At 73.1% G+C, this 2810-nt stretch carries 2 protein-coding genes; both read left to right on the forward strand.

Annotated features, from left to right (window positions below; genetic code table 11):
* The first annotated feature begins 149 nt into the window (after positions 1 to 149).
* Positions 150 to 1355, forward strand: a complete 1206-nt coding sequence (locus tag ACIQOV_RS35890; protein ID WP_401055011.1) for a hypothetical protein — start codon at positions 150 to 152, stop codon at positions 1353 to 1355.
* 141 nt (positions 1356 to 1496) lie between these two features.
* Complete coding sequence (locus tag ACIQOV_RS35895; RefSeq protein WP_401055012.1) at positions 1497 to 2765, forward strand: metallophosphoesterase; 1269 nt, start codon at positions 1497 to 1499, stop codon at positions 2763 to 2765.
* Positions 2766 to 2810: the final 45 nt, after the last annotated feature.

The raw sequence follows: 2810 nt of genomic DNA on the forward strand, positions 1-2810 counted from the left end.
GCGAAGGGCCGGGCACCGTGTCGGCTCCTGCCCGCGCCGGCGGCTGTTCCGGGGTCCGCGTCGGCCCTCCTCGGGGTGTTGCGGACATGCTCAACGCGCCCTACCGTGTGTGGCCCCGTTGATCCATTTCGCACGGAGGGCTCACCTTGATGTTCCGTCACGTCAGAACAGCGGCACGAGCGCTGCTCGCGGCCGGACTGCTCGTCACCGGCACGATCGCCGGCGCCTCGCCGGCGGCGGCCGCTGCGGCGCCGACGGCCCTGACCGCGTCCGACTACACCCTCACCTCGGACTACCACCAGTACGACACACTCAACTCGGCGCTCGCCACGACGCTGGGGACCTCCGCCGTGCACACGGTGATGGAGAACGCGAACCACGACCGGCAGCCGCTCCCCTCGTCCTTCTCCGTGGCCGGCCTGTCCACCGGCTTCCGGTTCGACGACGGCGACAACTCCGACTGCCAGAGCTTCCCCCAGGGCATCACCACGAGCCGGGACGCCGTGGGGACGGCGAACAGCGGCAACTACGACGGCCACCAGCTCGTGCTGGTGAGCTGGTACACCAAGGACGGCTGCGACGGCGCCCAGCAGCGCAGCCGGATCACCCTGGCCGACTGGGACGCCACCTACCCCAACAAGTACCGCAAGATCCTCCTGGTGGAGCCGACCGGAACCGCGGCCGCGCCGGACTTCAAGGACATCCCGATCCACGCCGGCGGCATCTCCTGGTACGGCGACTACCTCTACGTCGCCGACACCGGCCGCGGCATGCGCGTCTTCGACATGCGCAAGATCCTCAACACCGACACCGGCGGCACCGCCGACCGGATCGGCCGCCAGTCCGGCTCCGTCTACTACGCCCACAACTACGCGTACGTGCTGCCCCAGATCGGCACGGTCACCGCGCAGACCGCCACCGGACCCAAACTGGTGTGGTCGTCGATCTCCCTCGACCGGGTCAGCAAGTCGATCGTGATGACGGAGTACACCTGCCAGGCGGACTGCGTCGACTACCCCAACCGCCCGCCGAGGGCCGTCCGCTTCCCCTTCGCCCCCGGGGCGACGACGTTCGCCGCGACGACGACCGCCGGCCAGGCCCTCCAACTGCCCTGGTACAACCTCAACGGCGTGGCCTCCCACAATGGCCGCTGGTGGTTCAACTCCTCGGGGCAGAAGAAGCTCTACTACTGGACCCCGACCGCCGGCCCCTCGACCTTCGCCTGGGTGGGCGGCGGCGAGAGCCTCTCGTACTGGGAGGACGCCACCGAGCCCGACCTGCTGTGGTCGCTGCAGGAGACCACGGGCGGACGCAACGTCTTCGCGGTCACCCAGTCCACCTACGGCGGCGGCTGAGTCCCGGGCCCGGTCCGGGGTTCACGGACCGGATGACGAGGGCGGCCCCCGGATGGGCCCGGCGGCAACGGTCTGCCGGATGATGGGGAGCGAGGGCACGGCAGCGGATGTGAGGGCAACGCGGTGACAGCAGGCGAATCCATGGAGTTGGAGTCGGGACACCGGTCGGCGGACCGCGAGGGCCCGGAGACCGTCGTGGCCGCCCCCCGGCCCGCCGCAGGCACGGAGGCCCCGGGCGGGGGTGCGCGGCGCCGGCGTTCCCTGGTCCGGCGGCTGACGGTCCTCGTGCTCGTCCTCGTCCTCCTGTGCCTGCCGCCCTGGTGGACGCTGTTCGCCTCCGGCGCCGACTGGCCGTTCCCGGTCCTCCTGGCCGGCACGGTCGTCCTCGCCGGCTGGCTGGTCTCCTTCCCCTTCCTGATGGTCGCGGGCCACGGGCGGCGGCGCAGCGACCGGGCCGCCCGCGTCGCGGACACCAGCCTCGGGATGATCTGGGTGCTGTTCACCTGGTCGGTGCTGGGCGGCGCGGTGAACCTGGTGCTCGTCGGGCTCGACGTCGGCGGCACCGACCGGGCCAGGGCGGTGGCCGTGGCCGTCGCCGTGGTCTCGGCCGGGCTGCTGGGCTGGGGGCACCACGAGGCGATGCGCGTGCCCCGGGTGAAGCGGGTGGACGTGCGCGTCCCGCGGCTCGGCGCCGGTCTGGACGGGACCCGGGTCGTGGTGCTGGCCGACACCCACTACGGGCCGATCGACCGGGCGGGCTGGTCGGCGCGGGTCACCGAGGCGGTCAACGCGCTCGACGCGGACGTCGTCGTCCACGCCGGCGACATCGCCGACGGCACCCCCGCCCAGCGCCGGGAGCAGTCCGCGCCGCTCGGGACGATCCGGTCGCGGCTGGCCAGGGTCTACGTCACGGGGAACCACGAGTACGGCAGCGAGGCCCAGGGCTGGCTGGACCGAATGGCGGACCTGGGCTGGGAGCCGCTGCACAACCGCCACGTGGTGGTGGAGCGCGGCGGGGACGCCCTCGTGCTCGCCGGCGTGGACGACGTGACCGCGGAGTCCTCCGGCCTGGCCGGACACCGCGCGAACCTGCTCGGCGCACTGGCGGGGGCGGACCCGGCCCTGCCGGTCCTGCTCGTCGCCCACCAGCCCAAGTACGTCCCGCAGGCCGCTGCCGCCGGCATCGACCTGCAGGTCTCCGGGCACACCCACGGCGGCCAGATCTGGCCGTTCAACTTCCTCGTCCGCATCGATCAGCCGGTGGTGCACGGCCTGAGCCGGCACGGGGAGCGGACCCAGCTCTACACCAGCCGCGGCACCGGCTTCTGGGGCCCGCCCTTCCGGGTCTTCGCCCCGAGCGAGATCACCCTGCTCACGCTGCGCTCGGGCGGAACCCCGCCCGCCGCGTAGCGGGCCCGTCGCCCGCCGGATCCGCTGACGGGAGCGCCCCGCCCC

The organism is Kitasatospora sp. NPDC091257 (genome assembly GCF_044757675.1).
Taxonomy (GTDB): domain Bacteria; phylum Actinomycetota; class Actinomycetes; order Streptomycetales; family Streptomycetaceae; genus Kitasatospora; species Kitasatospora lactacystinica.

Coding starts and splice junctions, on each gene's coding strand:
- ACIQOV_RS35890 (WP_401055011.1), top strand. CDS start 150: ATGTTCCGTCACGTCAGAACAGCGGCACGAGCGCTGCTCGCGGCCGGA.
- ACIQOV_RS35895 (WP_401055012.1), top strand. CDS start 1,497: ATGGAGTTGGAGTCGGGACACCGGTCGGCGGACCGCGAGGGCCCGGAG.